The organism is Anaerococcus senegalensis JC48, from assembly GCF_000321005.1.
Taxonomy (GTDB): Bacteria; Bacillota; Clostridia; order Tissierellales; family Peptoniphilaceae; genus Anaerococcus; species Anaerococcus senegalensis.
On record NZ_HE578907.1, the window covers coordinates 1,001,213 to 1,018,713 of the forward strand.

At 27.9% G+C, this 17,501-nt stretch carries 18 protein-coding genes and 2 pseudogenes; 4 read left to right on the forward strand and 16 right to left on the reverse strand.

The genetic code is table 11. From position 1 onward, the window contains the following. Positions 1-104 precede the first annotated feature (104 nt). Positions 105-1,796: pseudogene (locus ASHG_RS04980) on the reverse strand (Na/Pi cotransporter family protein). Positions 1,797-2,068: 272 nt separating this feature from the next. Between ASHG_RS04980 and ASHG_RS09335 the strand changes: the two are divergent. Genes ASHG_RS09335 through ASHG_RS04990 form a run of 3 tightly spaced genes read left to right on the forward strand, consistent with a single transcriptional unit; the run spans position 2,069 to position 4,005 of the window. Further along, positions 2,069-2,221: a TetR/AcrR family transcriptional regulator gene (locus ASHG_RS09335; RefSeq protein WP_244264249.1), complete on the forward strand. Its 153-nt coding sequence runs from the start codon at positions 2,069-2,071 to the stop codon at positions 2,219-2,221. Then, positions 2,151-2,648, forward strand: a complete 498-nt coding sequence (locus tag ASHG_RS04985) for a TetR/AcrR family transcriptional regulator (RefSeq protein WP_244264250.1) — start codon at positions 2,151-2,153, stop codon at positions 2,646-2,648. The genes ASHG_RS09335 and ASHG_RS04985 overlap by 71 nt, the downstream gene beginning before the upstream one ends. 28 nt (positions 2,649-2,676) lie before the next feature. After that, complete coding sequence (locus ASHG_RS04990; protein WP_040397913.1) at positions 2,677-4,005, forward strand: radical SAM/SPASM domain-containing protein; 1,329 nt, start codon at positions 2,677-2,679, stop codon at positions 4,003-4,005. A gap of 123 nt (positions 4,006-4,128) precedes the next feature. On the opposite strand, the gene ASHG_RS04995 is transcribed toward ASHG_RS04990, so the two are convergent. The 15 genes and pseudogenes from ASHG_RS04995 to ASHG_RS05060 form a co-directional block, all read right to left on the reverse strand. Then, on the reverse strand, positions 4,129-4,410 hold the full coding sequence (locus ASHG_RS04995; protein WP_040397915.1) for a DUF6506 family protein: 282 nt from the start codon (positions 4,408-4,410) through the stop codon (positions 4,129-4,131). 479 nt (positions 4,411-4,889) lie between these two features. Further along, entirely contained in the window at positions 4,890-5,897 is a 1,008-nt protein-coding gene (locus tag ASHG_RS05000; RefSeq protein WP_040397917.1) for a 2-hydroxyacid dehydrogenase, read from the reverse strand. Positions 5,898-5,911: 14 nt separating this feature from the next. Then, a complete protein-coding gene (locus ASHG_RS05005; RefSeq protein ID WP_040397919.1) occupies positions 5,912-6,976 on the reverse strand; it encodes an AEC family transporter in 1,065 nt (354 codons plus the stop codon). Positions 6,977-7,174: 198 nt separating this feature from the next. After that, positions 7,175-7,267 (reverse strand): annotated as a pseudogene (locus ASHG_RS09580) (type I restriction endonuclease); the annotation flags it as partial. Between the two features lie 207 nt (positions 7,268-7,474). Beyond that, complete coding sequence (locus ASHG_RS05010; protein ID WP_040397921.1) at positions 7,475-7,996, reverse strand: YjbQ family protein; 522 nt, start codon at positions 7,994-7,996, stop codon at positions 7,475-7,477. A 3-nt stretch (positions 7,997-7,999) separates the two neighbouring features. Next, complete coding sequence (locus ASHG_RS05015) at positions 8,000-8,689, reverse strand: triose-phosphate isomerase (RefSeq protein WP_040397923.1); 690 nt, start codon at positions 8,687-8,689, stop codon at positions 8,000-8,002. An 11-nt stretch (positions 8,690-8,700) separates the two neighbouring features. Next, positions 8,701-9,513: a class II fructose-bisphosphate aldolase gene (locus ASHG_RS05020; protein WP_040397924.1), complete on the reverse strand. Its 813-nt coding sequence runs from the start codon at positions 9,511-9,513 to the stop codon at positions 8,701-8,703. Between the two features lie 22 nt (positions 9,514-9,535). Next, positions 9,536-9,820 (reverse strand): PTS sugar transporter subunit IIB, encoded by a 285-nt coding sequence (locus ASHG_RS05025; protein WP_040397925.1) that lies wholly within the window; start codon positions 9,818-9,820, stop codon positions 9,536-9,538. 3 nt (positions 9,821-9,823) lie between these two features. After that, complete coding sequence (locus ASHG_RS05030; RefSeq protein WP_040397926.1) at positions 9,824-11,167, reverse strand: PTS galactitol transporter subunit IIC; 1,344 nt, start codon at positions 11,165-11,167, stop codon at positions 9,824-9,826. Between the two features lie 12 nt (positions 11,168-11,179). Continuing rightward, entirely contained in the window at positions 11,180-11,647 is a 468-nt protein-coding gene (locus ASHG_RS05035; protein ID WP_051145886.1) for a PTS sugar transporter subunit IIA, read from the reverse strand. Beyond that, positions 11,634-12,170 (reverse strand): PTS sugar transporter subunit IIA, encoded by a 537-nt coding sequence (locus ASHG_RS05040; RefSeq protein ID WP_040397928.1) that lies wholly within the window; start codon positions 12,168-12,170, stop codon positions 11,634-11,636. Before ASHG_RS05040 ends, ASHG_RS05035 begins: the two co-directional genes overlap by 14 nt. An 11-nt stretch (positions 12,171-12,181) precedes the next feature. Beyond that, a complete protein-coding gene (locus ASHG_RS05045; protein WP_084689282.1) occupies positions 12,182-13,579 on the reverse strand; it encodes a BglG family transcription antiterminator in 1,398 nt (465 codons plus the stop codon). A gap of 689 nt (positions 13,580-14,268) precedes the next feature. Beyond that, positions 14,269-14,421 (reverse strand): hypothetical protein, encoded by a 153-nt coding sequence (locus tag ASHG_RS09215; protein WP_208853625.1) that lies wholly within the window; start codon positions 14,419-14,421, stop codon positions 14,269-14,271. A 282-nt stretch (positions 14,422-14,703) separates the two neighbouring features. After that, complete coding sequence (locus tag ASHG_RS09220; RefSeq protein WP_040397932.1) at positions 14,704-14,985, reverse strand: MarR family transcriptional regulator; 282 nt, start codon at positions 14,983-14,985, stop codon at positions 14,704-14,706. 186 nt (positions 14,986-15,171) lie between these two features. Beyond that, entirely contained in the window at positions 15,172-16,047 is an 876-nt protein-coding gene (locus ASHG_RS05060) for a LysR family transcriptional regulator (protein ID WP_040397933.1), read from the reverse strand. 105 nt (positions 16,048-16,152) lie between these two features. Between ASHG_RS05060 and ASHG_RS05065 the strand changes: the two genes are divergently transcribed. After that, entirely contained in the window at positions 16,153-17,187 is a 1,035-nt protein-coding gene (locus tag ASHG_RS05065) for a YeiH family protein (RefSeq protein ID WP_040397935.1), read from the forward strand. The last annotated feature ends 314 nt before the right edge of the window (positions 17,188-17,501 follow it).

Below are 17,501 nucleotides of genomic sequence, written 5' to 3' on the forward strand. Positions count from 1 at the left end.
TTTAATATTATATAATTTAATGTTCATGGTTTTCCTACCCTAATATAAAAATCAATAAACAAAAAAAGCCTACAGGTTAATTTCATAACCTATAAGCTTTTATATTAATTTTCTGTATTTAGTTTTACAATTTGTTTTTCATATTCATCGTGAACTTTTACAGGATCAACTGTTAGACGAGCTATATTAAATGCGTGGTCACCAATTCTTTCAATAGTCGATGCTATATCAACAAAAACAGAACTTGTTACAGTAGATAATTTTTCACCATGTGCAAGTCTTCTATAATGAGATCTTCTTAAATTTTGTTCTAATCAATCTAGATTTGCTTCGTCTTCTTTTAAAGTTTCATACAAAGCTGAATCTTCACTTTCAAAAACTTCAATAGCATTTACATAGTTATTTATAACTAAATCATAAATTTTATTTAAATCTTCTAAAGCTTCTTCATTGTATTTTTCTCCTGCTTCATTAATCTCATCAAAATATTCTCCAAGATTTTGAGCAAGGTCAGACACCCTTTCTACATTTATTTGAACTTGCAAATAATTGTGAATATCCCCTTCAAGTTCATTTACAAGATTTGATTTTGAGATATCCAAAATATATTTTTGTATTTTTGTATCCATTTCATTTACCAAGGCTTCAGCTTGATTTACTGTAGAAAGATCATTTTTATCTCTAGAATTCAAATATTTTTTTGTTGCTTTGATAGTTTCTAGAGCGATTTTACTTTCTTTTATTATAGCATTTTTAGCTTGATCAAGAGCTGCTGCTGGGAAAGTATTTATCAAGCTTTCTTCAAGTTCAATTTCAGAAACATCTGAGAAAATAGAATCTTTTCCTGGAATAACCTTGTGAAGTATTATTGATACTTGTTTAATAAGTGGAACAAATAAAATCATACCAATAAAGTTGAAGGTAAAATGTCCCAAAGCAATTGTCATCATAGGATTAAAGGAAAATTTATCAGAAACAAAGGAAATAAATCCTCCATAAGGTACTAATAATATCAAAAATATTGCTGAAATCAAAACATTAAACAATACATGAAATAAACTTGTTCTTTTAGCAGATAAAGATCCACCCAAAGATGCAAGAATACCAGTAATACATGTTCCAATATTAGCTCCAAATAAAAATCCTAATGAAAGATTTAATCCGATAGCTCCTGATGCGTACAAGGATTGGACTATACCAATAAATGCTGATGATGATTGGATTAAAGCTGTTAAAATTGCACCAACAAATACAGCAATAATAGGATTTTTACCAAGATCTGTAACTATATTCTCAAAACCTGGAATATTTTTAAGCTCAGATAAGCTATCTCCCATCATTTTTAAACCAATAAATAAAAGTCCAAAACCTATAAGAATTTCACCAATATATTTTCCCTTTCTTTTTTTAGAAAAAAGAAAAATTACCACACCGATTAGACAAATAAAATAAGATAAATAGTCCAAATTAAAACCTATCAAAACAGCAGTAACAGTTGTACCTATATTGGCACCCAAAATTACACCAATTGCTTGTTCAAGGCTCATAACACCTGCCCTAACGAAAGAAATTGCTATAACAGTTGTTGCTGATGATGATTGAATTAATCCTGTAATTACAATTCCAACGAGGACTCCTTTTATAGGATTAGAAGTATATTTTTCTACATACCCCCTTAGTTTAGGTCCAGCAAAATTTGTAAGAGAATCTCCCATCAAATTTATACCAAACAAAAAGATTGCAAGGCCACCTGCAATCAGGTTCCATTGCAATGATGATAATGCCGATAATTGCATAATTCCTCCATATAAAAATATAAATTTAAAAGATTTTACTAAAATCTTACTTAAATATAATATTATCATAAAAAATACAAAACAACAATTGAAAAATTAATATTTCTTAGTATTCATAAAAATAAAATTAGACAAATATTTTCCTTTTTTTTATTTAAAAATTTTTAAAATTATTTCAATTTAAAATCAAAAAGTATTTAAAAATAAATATAATTGATAGCTAATGATTATTAGCCTATAATGGATTTAAGAAATATTTCTTAGGAGGATTTATGAATACAAAAGAAAAAATTTATTTAAATTCTTTGGAATTATTTTCAACATATGGATATTCGGATGTGTCTATGGAAAAAATTGCAAAAGAAGTTAGAATCAAAGCTCCTTCTATTTACAAGCACTTCAAATCAAAAAAAAACAATTTTTGAAACTATATTAAAAGATGCAGTAATTAAAATAGACCAGAAAATTGATGATGTAGAAGATTATAAAATTATTAAAAATAATCAAAAAACATTAAATATAGAAAAATTATCTATAGATATTTTCAAATATTTACTACATGATTCATTTGTTTCAAAAGTTAGGAAAATGTTATCTATAGAAATGTACAAAAATCCTCAAGCCATGCAGTTTTATGTAGAAAAATTTATCCATAACCCAATGACTAAACAGCAAAAGATTATTGATTATTATGGACTAAGCAAATTTGGTGATTTGAAAGTTTTATCAACAATATTCTATTCACCTATTTTGCTAGCAGTAAAATTATATGACGCAGATCCTGAAAAAGAAGATGAGTTAATAAATTTATTAAAAAATTCTTATAAGCAATTGGAAAAAATTATAAGCTAATATTTTTATATTTTCAAAAGGAGGAATTATGAATATAAATAACAAAGTTAAGACATATGGTGTTGAAAAAACTTTAAAATATGTACACAAAAATCCAGAGAAAAATCTTAAAAATGCAATTAATTTAGCAAAAAAAATTTCACCAAATGATTATAGATCACAAATAGAAACAATTGATAAAGTTATAAGTGATCCAGACGATGTTTTTCATAAATACATATTAAATATGTTAAATACTATAGATCCAGATGTATTTGACAAAACAGTTATTAACTTTCTATTAAACTCTGTATTATTTAGTGAAGATTTGAAAAAAGAAAGCAGAGAAAAATATAATTGTAATATTCCTTGGACCATACTATTAGATCCAACAACAGCATGCAATTTAAAATGCAAAGGTTGTTGGGCAGCTGAATATGGAAATAGTCTAAATTTATCCTATGAACTAATTGATAATATAATTAGTCAAGGAAAAGAACTTGGAATTTATTTTTACATATTTACAGGCGGAGAACCACTTGTAAGAAAAAAAGATATATTAAAAATTTGTGAAAAACACAACGACTGTGAATTTTTAATCTTTACAAATTCAACCCTTATTGATGAAGAATTTATTGATGAGATGCTTAGACTTAAAAATATAGTTCCTGCTATATCAGTTGAAGGATCAGAATTTACAACAGATGCAAGAAGAGGAGATGGAATATATAATAAAGTAATAAAATCTATGAAATTACTAAAAGATAACAAACTTCCATTTGGAATATCTTGCTGCTACACTTCTCAAAATTACAAGTCAATAATTAGTGAAGAATTTGTAGATGAAATGATAGAAAAAGGATCTTTATTTGCTTGGTATTTCCACTTTATGCCAGTAGGAAAAGGTACAGGCAAAGAACTATTGCCAAAACCAGACCAAAGAAAACACATCTACCATCAATTAAGAAAATTTAGAAAAACAAAACCATTATTTTTCCTAGATTTTCAAAATGATGCCGAATATATTGGAGGCTGCATAGCAGGAGGAAGAAATTACCTTCATATAAATGCAAACGGGGACTTAGAACCCTGTGTATTTATCCACTATTCTGATTCCAATATAAAAGAAAAAACTCTAGTAGAAAGTTTGCAATCTCCATTATTTATGGCATATCACGATGGACAACCATTTAATAAAAATATGCTAAGACCATGTCCAATGCTAGAAAATCCAAATTTATTAAGAGATATGGTAAAAAAATCTCAAGCAAAATCTACAGATATACTAGAGAAAGAAAATGTAGATGATTTGTGCGATAAATGCGAAGACTACGCAGAAGATTGGAAGCCAGTAGCAGAAGAGTTGTGGAATAATTAAACTCTAAAAAAATTCGATTTAGCAAAACTTATTTAAAATAAGCAAAAAAAGTGCCAGAAATGGCACTTTTTAAAATCAATATTTCACTTTGTTAAAAATAGTAAATCCAATAAAAAATTAAGTTTAAGAAAATAATTCATCAAACAAATCATCCTGACAATCAAGGTGGGTAACAAAACCAACAGGAATTTTCCCTTCTGTTGCATCAATAATCTCCCTTGCCCCACTTTCCTCAAAAGCTCCACAAAGCTCAATCACATCAGCAAGGCCAATTAAAGATCTTGAAATCTCTTTAGCATCTTCAAGATTTTTAACACCAATAATTTCAGCATTATTATTTTTCCCAATGGACTTTCTATCAATCTTTGGATCAAAAGGTCCCATAATTATATAAACAAATTTCATTTTTTTCTCCTTATTAGTATAATCATAAATTTAAATTTTCAAGTATTTATATAAGTTATCATCATTACTATAATATTATGATTACATAATTATACAAGTTTTAATTTAAATTTATATCAAATCTTAGCTAATGGATTTAAATGTTTTTATAAATAATCTGTAAATAAGTATTTATTTCTCTCTCATGTAAAATTTATTAGAAAAATGGGCTATATTATGTTATTTAAAAGAGAGTGACTGCTCACTCCCTTTGCTACTTCGACATTATGTTCAACACTTCGTTTTTATTCATCTCTATATGTTTCAACGAATTATTTAACATATCTACATCTAATTCTTTACAATATATACCTTCTTTCTGAAATTTAATAAACATAAATCAAGGAGCTTAAAAACTTATAAAATAATTTTAATGTACAAAAACCTCCTATTAAACATAAATTTAAACAGGAGGTTTTGCTAATATTAAAATAATTATTTTATTTTGCCATTACTACATTTTTTGTTTCGCCCTTAGTTAAAACTTCATTGAAATTATCGTATGAAATTTCAATCATATTTTTCAGAGCTTCATCTGTATTTGAACCTACATGAGGTGTAACTAAAACTTTAGGATATAAATCTACCAATTTTCTTGCTGACTGATCTTCCATTTCATCACCAGATGCAAACTCCTTGAAGAATGTTTTAGTTTCATTTGGAAATACATCTGTGCCAAATCCTGCTAATTTACCAGATTTTATAGCATCATAAATATCCTCATTATTTTGCAATTCACCACGAGCTGTATTTATTAATATTGCTCCATCCTTCATTTTTGAAATGAAATTTTTATTTATTAATTCATCATTTTGTCCTTTAAAATATGGAATGTGTAAACTTACTATATCTGATTCTTTCAATAATTCATCTAATTCAACATATTTTAAAATTTCTTTTGCATTTTCATTTGGATAAGGATCATTACCTAAAATTTCAGCTCCTAATCCCTTGAATAATTTAGCTTCTGTCAATCCAATTTTACCTGTACCAATTATACCAACTTTACAATTTCTAATCTCTTTGCTAAACATTTGAGCATCAACTTTGAAATTATAATTTTTTGTTTTATTTGTTGTATACGCTGTATTTCTTAATAACATCATTGCTAATGTTAAAGATAATTCTGCTACTGAATTTGGTGAATAAGCTGGCACTCTAGCAACCATTAAATTCATTTCTTTACATGCTTCTAAATCTATATGATTAAAACCTACCGTTCTTGTGAAAACATATTTTATTCCATAAGATTTTATTTTTTCAAGATTTTGTCTATCCGCTACACAATTTCCTCTAAGTAAAACAGCATCTTGATCTTTTGCTGTTTCAATATTATCATGTGTAAGTAATTCTTCTACTAGTTTTAATTCATAATTATATTTATTTAGCTTATGAAAAAAATCAACTTCATTTGGTCTTACTCCATATGCTACGATTTTTAATGTCATATTATCTTCCTTTCTTAAGCAAATACTCCTATTTTACCAATCAATTCTATTATAACAATCCAAACTGGAGCCATCAAAACTGCTCCTAGTGTGCACATTAGTGACGCATTTGATGCAAGTAAAGCTTCTCTATCAAAATTAATAGCATAAGCTACCGCTACAGTAGCTGGTGGTGTTGCCATCATTATAACTACAGTTCCCAAACCTACTAAATTTATTGGGAATCCTACTAAATTTAAAGCATATAAAATTACAATATTTATCGCTGGAATTAATACTAATTTAATGAATGTATAATACCATGTTTTTTTATCTGAAAAAGCTTCTTTAAAGCTTACTGCACCTAATGTTGAACCTATTGCCAACCAAGCTAGTGGTGAGGATAATCCTCCTAGATACTTAAATACTTGGAATAGTTGTGGGAATGTATGGTCAATTCTCAAAAATGCCACCGATTTTTTAATAGTTTCTCCATTTTGTTCTACACTAACAACCACTTGTGGTAAATAATTTTGGAATATCCATACTAACAACCCTAAAAATGTAGCCACTACTATTGGATTTAAAAACATTTTTTTAATATTTTCTTTTTTCATGCTTAAACCACTCATTTTTATATATCCATATGAATATAGGAAAATTCTATATCCTATATTAAAAATAGATGCATATAATGTTCCTTGTGGTCCATAAATTGCTGTTACTATTGGAATACCAAAAAATGTTGTCGAACCTAAAATTGATAAAACTCTTAATGTTGTTTTTTCATCTCCCTTGTATCTTGAGTAAATTGGTAGAGTCAAAAGAATTAAAATAGGATACATTGCTATTCCCCACACTAATAGTCCCATTCCATTTCTTAATGTTTCCTGACTTATATCACTCATAAATGAGTTATAAGCTAAGGCTGGTAATGATAGTGATAATACTATACCTGTTAATACTTTTCCTGTCTTATTATCAAAAATGCCTCTTTTCCTACAAAAATAACCAACTAAAATAATTACTAAACTCGAAAAAATTGCTGTATTAATTTTTTGCGTTTGTAATGTTGTCATGAATACTTCAAAAAAATTCATGCATCCCTCCTAAATACTAATATTTGCAAATTCTAGTATACTTTATTTTAACTTTTTTTACAATAAAAATAAATTATATAAATACATTTTTTTATGTTTTTTATTCAAAACCCCGATATTTCTTACCCAAAAACTCCGTTTGTATATCCTTGGATACCTTTGTCATCAGACATTTCAAGCTTTTTATTAGCCCATATACAATATGTATTGTTTAAAATCCCAACCATCAACAGCACCACACACATCATCAGCAATATCCCAAATTTTCCTATGAAGCTCAGCTCTTTGCAAACTTCATTATTTTCAATTTTTTCTTCATTTCTCAAATGCGTAAATAAAAAAGTAATTATATAAAAATAAATAAACTTCTTACAATTTCAAAGTGACATAATATAAAAATACCAGATAAATTTTTATCTGGTATTTCAACTTAAATATTTTTAATTTTATCAATTTTCAATTATACAAATTTGACTTTTAAAATAATAAATTATTTTTTCATTCTCCCATTACTGTTACTGTAAATTTTCTTTTTCTTTCTCTGGTTTTATCAAAATCTACAAAGTATACATATCCAGTTATTCCGACTGATAGTTTATTTTCCTTCACTACAAATGTTTCACATGATCCAATAATTGAAGATTTAATATGGGCATCTGCATTCCATAATTTTGTACGATTTCCTCTTGGTAACCATTTGTCTACATCAGGCCAAGATTCGACTTCTTGATAATGCTTTTCTCCTGGATATCTGTAGATATCTTTGCTGTCGTGATTTGGGACAATTTTTTGAAGACATTCATCCATATCAGAAAGTAAAAATTCTGTTCCATTTTCATCTACATCGTGGGTAAATTCTTCAAAAAATATTGAACACGTTGTATGACTTGTTGTTACTGTGCAAGTTCCTTTTTGGATACCACTAGATTTTATAGCTTCTTTTACATTTTTTGTTATATCTATAAAACTTACTTGTCCTTCTTTACTTTCCACTTGATAGTCTTTCATGTATACTGTCATATATCACGCCATACTTCCCTTATCAACTGCTTCAATCATATCTCTTATCATTTGTTTAGTATCTTTTGATTTTACAATCCCACTTGTGCATCCTGTTCCATCTGCACCTTGACTTATTGTATTGAACACATCTTCGGCTGTACTTATTCCTGCCGCCTGCATTATAAGAACATCGGGGTTTATTTCTTTAATTGAATTATTTGTTGATTCAACATAATCCCTATCGCTGGTCTTTCCTGTTCCTATTAATTTTGTTGGCTCATACAAAATAATATCTACATCCAAAGTTGCTATTGCCTTGGCTTCTTCTTTTGAGTCTGCACAAATAATTGTAATTATTCCTAATTCTTTTGCTTTTTTTATAGATGCTGCAATTTGTGCTAAAGTCAATGGATGTTCGGCGTGGTTTAAAAATGTCGCTTTTACTCCTGCATCTTTTAATGATTCTGGTAAAACTGCTCCCATTCCACGACCTGGATTTATTCCGTCCATGTGTTGTGCTGTTACAATTATATTTTCTGTTTCTTTATTCAAACGATATAAATCAGCGTAAGGTCCTGTCACAAAAACATATATATTTGAATATTTTTTTGACATTTTATCAGCAACTTTTGCATATTTTATTAGTTTTTCACCATATAAATATGATTTTGGATTAAATACAAAGAAATGATTTTTTGAATTTATCTTCATTTTTATTTCACCTATCTTTCAATTAGTCCAAATACTTTATAATAATTTATTACTTCTTCTTTTATATTTTCTTTAATCTTAATCATCAATGATGGATAGTCTATTACATTTTCATTTTTTATAGCAGCAAAGCCTGCATTTATCATATCTGAAAATAAATTAATTTTTGTTATTCCACCTTGTACACAATTACTTAAATTATCATAACCAGTAGAAGAACCACCATGTAAAACTAAAGGAGTTTCTACTTTTTCTCTTATTTCATACAATCTCTCAAAATTAATCTTAGGTTCTCCTTTATATATTCCATGAGCTGTACCTATAGAAATTGCAAGAGAATCTACATTTGTTTTATTTAAAAATTCTACAGCATCATTGGCTTCAGTATAAATAGAATCTATAACTCCATAGTTTTCAATGTTTTCATTTGCACCTACAAAACCAATTTCTGCTTCAACATCAACTCCATTTTCATGAGCATAATCAACAACTTCTTTTGTTGTTTTAACATTGTTTTCAAAACTTAGCCTTGATGCATCAATCATTACAGAATTAAAACCTAAGTCAATTGCTTTTTTTACAAAAGATATATCTTGACCATGATCTAGGTGTAAAACTACTGGCGTAGACGCTTTTTCTTGGATTTTTTTCCCAATCCAAGCAGCATCTCCTAATGATAGCCATTTTTCATGAGCTTGGGCAAATGATAAGATCATAGGAACTTTAAATTCCTCACAAACTTCTAAATAAGCTTGGGCAGTTATTCCATCAATAAAATTTAATGAGGCAACTGCATAAGAATTTTTTTGAGCTTTTTTTAGAATTTCTCGAGATGATGCTTTCCTTTTATTTTTCCAATTCTTTTTTCAATTGATCCCACATTTGATCAATTCCCATATTTGTTAGTAAAGGAAGGCCAAATATAACCTTGTCCTTGATGCTATCTGGAACAGTTGTTGTTGTTATTACTGCATCATAATCGTCAATATGATTAATTTCTTCTGCAATTTTTGATTGGTAAATTTTCACTTCATCTTCTAAATTATTGTCCTTTAACCATTGTTTAACTTTTCCTGTGGCAACTGTAGAAGTTGCTATTCCTGATCCACACATTATTAATAATTTTTTCATTTTTTACTCCTTAATTTTTTCTTCTTTTTTTCCTTTAACTTTGTTTACATAATATAAGCCTGCTAAACTAACAATAAATATTACACTTAGCATTATCCATGGCATGTGTTTTCCTGACATTATAAATAACCATGTTGGCCATAAACCACCTTCTGCCATTGCTGTTATACTTTTGTTTCCACCTAAATCAAATTCAGCTGCCTTTGCTGCCATTGTTACAAGCGGTGATGCCCAAGAAGTTATATATAAAATAGTAGTCATATATATACTTCCTCCTACTACAGTACGTACAATATTTCCATTAAATACTGCAGACATTAAGCAAACTACAAATGGTATTGTAGCCAAATCTCCAAAAGGTAGTGTTGTATTTCCAGGTAAAATTACAGCCAAAAGAATTGTTATTGGTACTAGTAATAATGAACTTGATAAAACTGCTGGGTGACCTACTGATAAGGCTGAATCCATTCCTATATTTACTTCCCTGCCTGGAAATCTTTTTTGTACAAAAGTATTTGCTGCTTCAGAAATTGGTGCAAGTCCTTCCATTAAAAGTGAAACCATTCTTGGCATTAATACCATAACTGCTGAAGTTTTTACTCCTAATTGTAAAATTCCACCTAAATCATATCCTGCTAATATTCCCATACCTAGTCCAATTATTAATCCTAAAACTGTACTTTCTCCAAATACACCAAATTTCTTTTGAACTGTTTCTGGATCAGCTTCGATTTTATTAAATCCTGGTATTCTTTCAAAAATCCAATTTAGTGGTAAGGCAAATAAAAATCCTGGAGCTGATGTTCCATGTGGGAATGTAATATTTGGAAATCCATAAAATTTTTCAATTCTTGGTGCTATAATATCTGCTAGTAAATATATCATTGTTAAATATGCTATTGTTGCATAAAATCCTAAGGCAAAATCTTGAGTTATTGCATATACTAAGGATGCAACAAAAGCAGCATGCCAAAAGTTCCACATATCTACCATCAATGTTTTTGTTAGTCCTAAAAATAATAAGATTATATTAAGACCAATTCCTATAGGAATTGCTAGACTACCTAAAACTGTTCCATAAGATATTGCTGCAGCTGCTGGCCAACCAACATCGATTGTTGTTAAATTTAGTCCAAATCTTTCTACCATTTGTTGAGCAGCAGGTCCCAAACTATTTCCAAGTAAATCAATTACCATATTTAAACCAACAAAACCTACACCTACAATTATTCCTGATGTAAAAGATTTTTTAGCCTTAGTTCCAAGTATCATTCCAAATATAAATATTAATATTGGCAGCACAACTATTGCTCCCAAATCTACAAATTTTTGAAAAAGATCTAACATTTTTCCCTCCTTTTAATTTAATTCATGTTTTTCTAATAATTCTATTAAATTTTCTACATCCTCTTTAGAATCATCAAATGATTCAATCATACTCATAGCTTCTTTATCTTGTAATAATTCCATTACTTTTTGTAAAATTTTAATATGTTGATTACTATCTTTTAAAGCCAACATAAAAATTGTTTTTACTTCAATTTCTTTATCAGTAGTTGCCATCTCAACAAATTTTACTGGTTTATCAAGGGTCATTATTGCAATTTGAGATTTTATCACATGTTCACTATCAGTGTGAGGCAATGCAATGCCATAACCATCAAACTGAAGACCAGTTGGATAAGAATTTTCACGTTCTAAAACCGCATTTTTAAATGATGATTTTACTATTTTTTCTTCTATAAGACAATCAGATAAACTACTTAACACCTCCTTACTATCTTTTAAATTTTTAACTTTTAATTTTATGATTTTATTTTCTATCATAATCATCCCTCCAATCTATAAACGTTGAAATTAGTTCGTCTTTTGTTTTTGATTTCCATAATTCTTCTATAAAATTTTTATCCTCTATTTTTTTATAAATATTTATCAAAATATCCTTAGTAATATCAAGATCTTCATCTGTTATAGCTATTATAAGGACAACTTTAATTAAATTATTCCCCCATTGAATAGGCTTTTCTAAAGTAATAATTCCCAGTTGAGATCTATTTACATATTTAGGGCCACAGTGGGGAATTGAAATTTCTGTATAAACACTAGTGCTCCCCATTTTTTCTCTTTTTATTATAGAATCTAAAAATAAATTATTTTTTAGATTAAATTTATTCGAAATATTTAAAATTTCTTTGAAAACTTCTTCTTTATTTTTAGCTTTGGACTTTAACAATACATTATCTTCTAAAAGCTCTCTTATTAAATTATTATTGTTTTCAATTTTTTCACTAGATTTTAACAATCTATTCTTATCTAAATCATTATTATAAAATAGACCAATTTCTTTCATTTCATGTTCAGTTATGACTGACTAACCTCAAATACTGGAACTTTAATATCAGGCAATTTTACAGATGATACAATAAAATCAATATTATTTAAGTCTATTTTGTCTAAATCATCTAAATCTACTTTTATTACCTTGTCAGTGTCTAAAATTATTCTTTTTAATTTACTAACTATTAGTTCAGAAGTAGCAATTCCATGTGGGCATATTACTAAAATATTTAAAGATTTTTGAACTTTTTCTACAGCTATTTGAAAATGAATTGCCAAAAAAGCAGCCTCATCTGCTGTCATTTTAATATTAAATTCTTCTGTAAGCTCTCTAACTGAAAGCCAAACAACATTATACAAAACGCTATATTGTTTTTTTACTTCCTCAGCTACAGGATTATTGACTGCAATAAATTTTTGCAATCTAAATATCATGGGCCCTATATGGCTTATCAACATATTTTTTAAATGATAATCATTGGTCAAATCAATATCCAAAATATTTGATACCTTTTTAATAAGATTCGTTACACTCTTATCTAATCTTAAATTATAACTGGCATTATTTATTTTAAAACCTGAAGCAAGTAATGTATATGACAAAGCTTCAATTTCTTGGCTAGGTATTACTTTTTTAGATAAAGTTTCATTCAAAATTTCTTTAGCATAGAAATAAGCCTCAAAATGATTAATATCAAATTTTATGCTTGTTTTATATTCATCTAAAATAAATCCCAATTCAATCATATTTATTTGAACAAGTAAATCTATCAAAAGAGTATTAAAATATCTTTTACTAAGATCATAATCGTATTTTCTTCCCAATTCATTTATAACATTTTTGCAATTTGAAATATTTTCCTTAGTAAAAAATCTTGATAAGGTTTTGATATCTTCAAAATTTAAATCATCAATCAATGAAGTTACATACTCTTTAATAACTTTTCTTATCCTTGACTCATCACCACTTACAAAGTATCTGCCTTTCTCATTTATTAAATGTAATTTTTTTGAAGAAATCTTTTTTTCCAATTGTTTAATATCTCTTCTAGCAGATCCTTCACTTATAAATGTATTATCTTCATAAACATCAATATTTAACTTTTTTCTTTTTAGTAAAATTTCTTTGAACAAATAATCCTGTCTATATTCTATTGACTGATTGTCCAAACTTTTTTTACTATCAATATCCGTTAAAATTAAATCAATTTTTTTAGATTTATAATTATCATTTATCCTAATTCCCTTACGCGGAAATTTCTCAATCTCGATATCATAGTCCTTAAAATATTCATTTATTTTATTAATATCTTTATAGATAGTTTTGGTAGAAACACCAAACATCTCCGATAAGCTCTTAGCAGTAATATATTCATCCTGTAATCTAACAGTCTGTATAATCATAATTTGTCTGCTATTCAAAATTTCACCTCACAATCAATGAAAATGTTATCTTCCTTAACATTAGTATATAATAATATATTTTTTTATTTAAATCTATATATGTCTACATTAATGTGGAAGTTATAAATATAATTATATTTTAATCTAAATTCTTACAAATCATCATTTTTTTTATAGAAAAATAAAAAAATGCAAGATGAATTATCAATCTTGCATTTAATATCCAAAATCCTGAAAGGGTTTTGGAAGACAACTGGGTTAATTTTAATGATTTTTAATCATTTAGTGCCATCTAAAACGTGTATTTTTAGGGATTCTCTTTTCAAATCATCTTGTATTTTTATTCCCATTAGTAATTAAAAAAGCAAAATGATCCTATTCGTTATATTTTACTTTTTTAATTACAGAAGGGTCAGACCTAGAATTTTTGAAATTTTATTTCAAAAATTTTGTCATGACATAAAAATAGCTTCTTAAGCTATTTTTATTCCCATTCTTCTTTTCCAAATGTACGATATATCCCAAACCATTCAAAATACTAGATTTTATTTTTTAGAGTATCACTAAATCCATGTAATTATAAGACGTTTTCAAATTTTTAGTCCTGTCCCAGTACCAGTACCGGACAAAAATTTATAGATTTTTAACCCTTTAAATTTCCCTATCATAAATCTCGAAGGAACTGTCATTTACTTCAGCAAAGCGTTTCATATGTTTCCCAAGTAGATCAAGCATTCTGTACTTATCTTTTTTTCTTGTTCCCTGTCAAAATATACAAGTTCATCATTGTAATTTATTTTATAATGTGATGAATATAAATCTAGAATTTCATTATTTGATTTTTTTGATATACTTGTCATTATCAACTACATCTATTTCCGTAATTAACTCTTTCTTTTTTGCGTCAAAAACACCCTTCCAAAGTAGACGAGATGTAAAATCTAACCTAAAATTTTTCGAGCTTTTTTCTATTTCTTTCTAGTGCTGCATTTAATTTTAGAACATATCTAAAATAAATAATCATTCAAAAATCTCGATATTCAAATAAATATAGAGATTACCAATATTATCTCAATCGTAAAATCATTCAATATATTGAAACAATGCACAACTATTAACTTTAATTTAGAAATATATTTTGCTTACCTAACCACGATCCAATTTCCATCACGCTTTGATCCAATCCTTTCAATCATCTTCTTTTCTTGTAATGATTTAAATGACCTTTCAATAGTCCTTTTAGTTACACCTATTTTTTCTGCAAGTTCAATTGATGTTAGACTTGGATTTTCTATTAAAAGTTCTATAACTTTCTTTTCAGTCTTGTTCAAACCGACATTCAAATCAACATTTTTATTGTCTATTTGGTCAATTACTTCTTGTTCAAAAGGAATAGTACAGCTAATGTAGCTTTTAAATTTCAAAAACATCTTTGACATATTTTTCTATTTCAAAATCAGACTTTGTTCTTATATCTAAGTTTATTATATTGCTAAAAGATATCACCTAATATAAAACACCTCAAGACTTGAGATTAGCCATTTTTTGCTTTTATAAAACGATATTTTTCTTTACCTATCTTAGCTTAACCTAATACTATGAAATTTTTTCTAATAAAAAGTTTCAGCTATTTGCAAATACAAATCAGTAAATATTGAATTTTTACTGGCAACAAGGGATAAATCATGAACTAGATTGAAATCTTCTAGGTCCATAACCTTGAGAATACCTTCTTCTAGTTCTTTTTTTACACAAGATTCAAAAATAAAACTTATGCCACAATCCGATCTGAGCATTTCTACTATGGAACACATATTATTTATTTCTATGATATTTGCAAAATCTTTCGTATCAATATTTTCCATGCTTAGAAAATTTTTTAATATAGCTAAGGTACCAGATCCGTCTTCTCTAATAATAATTCTTTCATCTAATAAGTCTGTTAACTTTTTTACTTGTTTTTTAAACTTGTGGTCCTTGTGGCTAATGCAAACAATCCTATCGCTTTTGTATTTTTTGATAAAATAATCACTAGATTTTATAAATCCCTCTATAATGGCAAAGTCTATCCTCCCACTATCAATATCACTTAAAATCTCGTCCGTATTTTCATAATAAATATGGAAATCACAAGAAGGTTTTTCTTTAATCAAGGCTATAAGCTTATCCAATATTAGATATTCTCCTACCGACCTAGTAAAACCCAGGGAAATTTTTTCACTCTTAGTTTTTTTCTCAGATAATATCATCTTCAACTTATCTTGATCATTTGACATAGAAAGTAAAGCAGATTTTAGAATCTTGCCCTCATCTGTTAGACACAAATTCCTCTTATTTCTATAAAAAAGCTTACAATTGTAATAGGTTTCTAAATATTTAATATGAGTAGATATGGCTGGCTGTGTTATATTAAGACTTTCAGCAGCCCTTGTAAAATTCATATATTTACATACTTCCAAAAAACTTTCTATCCTAAAATCTAACATAGCATCCTCCACATCCATCATAACAAATTTTTATCATATAGTAAATAATTATAATTTTACATTATATCTATTTATTATATAATAACAAAAGTGAAAGGAGAATATATGATAAAATCTATAGAAAAAAATATAAAAGGGATTCTTCTCTGCCTTATAATTGCAATAATATCCCAGATAATCGGCAAAAAAATCCCACTAGTAGGCCCAGCAGTCTTTGGTATTCTAATTGGAATGCTCCTAGGTCAAATTATAAAAGACAAAAAACCTTATATTGGTGGTGTGAGATTTACATCAAAGAAAATCCTTCAATATGCTGTAATCCTCCTTGGGTTTGGTCTTGATCTTGGAATTGTTTTAAAAACTGGTAGACAATCACTTCCAATCATCCTATCTACCATATCAACATCACTTATAATCGCATACCTAGCCTACAAGTCTGGACTTATAAAAGGAAATATCGCAACTCTTGTTGGTGTTGGATCATCAATTTGTGGAGGCTCTGCAATTGCAGCAGCTGCTCCAGTTATAGATGCAGATGAAGATGAAATATCTCAAGCTATATCTGTTATTTTCTTTTTTAATATCTTGGCTGCTATTTTATTTCCAAGTCTTGGTCGTATGATTGGATTTTCTACTACCGATGGTAATGCCTTTGGTATATTTGCAGGATCTGCTGTTAATGATACATCATCAGTTACAGCATGTGCATCAACATGGGATACAATATATAATCTAGGTAGTCAGACGCTTGACAAGGCTGTAACAGTAAAATTGACTAGAACCCTAGCAATAATTCCAATATGCTTAGGACTAGCCTTCATTAGGATGAGAAACGCTGGGCAAGAAGATAATAAAAAAATCTCTATAATACAAATTTTTCCATTCTTTATAATCTACTTCATCCTTGCAAGTTTGATTACAACCATAGCCCTAGCCAAAGGAGTGAATATTGAATTTTTCAAACCCTTTAAAGACTTATCCAAATTTTTTATTGTGATGGCAATGTCAGCCATTGGTTTTAATACTGATATAGTAAAACTATTAAAATCAGAAGCAAGACCACTTGCCCTAGGTGGCGTGTGTTTCATAGCAATAACCTCAATAACCCTAATACTACAAAAAGTACTAGGTATCTTATAAAATAAATCTTTTAGAAACTGACTCCAAAAGTTAGCAATAAAACTAACTACTAGGGCCAGTTTTTTTATTAAAAAAATATAAGACCATTAAGTAGAAAGCTTTAAATTATAACTAATAAAAAAATAATAAACCAAATCCTATCATTTATAGTTATTTTTACTCTCATTATTCTTTTCCAAGAATAAGAAATATTCTAAACCAATCAAAATACCAGGTTCTTTTTTATAATTTCTAAGAGTCTTTGAAACAATTAAACTTTTTCTCCTATCTTTGAAACTTTTTAAATTTGGGCATAGAAAAGCACCTACTAACTA